The organism is Aliivibrio logei, from assembly GCF_001691055.1.
Classification (GTDB): domain Bacteria; phylum Pseudomonadota; class Gammaproteobacteria; order Enterobacterales; family Vibrionaceae; genus Aliivibrio; species Aliivibrio salmonicida.
Genome location: NZ_MAJU01000055.1, coordinates 1 through 508 on the forward strand (window position 1 = coordinate 1; position 508 = coordinate 508).

General features: G+C 40.9%; 1 pseudogene. It reads left to right on the forward strand.

The window, feature by feature from the left end:
* Nucleotides 1–508: pseudogene (locus A6E04_RS20760) on the forward strand (IS91-like element ISVsa10 family transposase); the annotation flags it as partial.

Consider the following 508-nt stretch of genomic DNA (forward strand, 5'->3'; position numbering starts at 1 on the left):
TTGGGTATTTACTCTTCCGCATGAGTTACATGAAATATGGCGATATAACAGAGCATTATGTCAGCAAACACTGTTTGACTCTGTACGTAAAACGATTCAGATATTAAGCGCGGATGAGCGATTTCTAGGTGCTAAGGTTGGGTGTATTTTGGCTCTACATACCTGGGCTCGAAATCTAACTTTTCATCCTCATCTTCATTGCTTAATTACTCATGGTGGATTGAGTGATGACGGTTGGGTTGAACCAAAGAAAAGTATTCTATTTCCTGCCAGAGTTATGATGAAGCTGTTTCGCGGAAAGTTCATTGCAGCGCTGCGCGCAGCAATGAATAAAGGAGAGTTAAATTACCCTGACACGCTTTCAAAACAAGATGTTCTAAATCTTTTTAATAAATGGGGTGTTTTGGACTGGGTTGTGCATTGTGCAAAACCGTACTCACATGGTGCTGGCGTTGTTAAGTATTTAGCGCGATATGTTCGTGGCGGTGCCATAAAAAACAGTCAAATT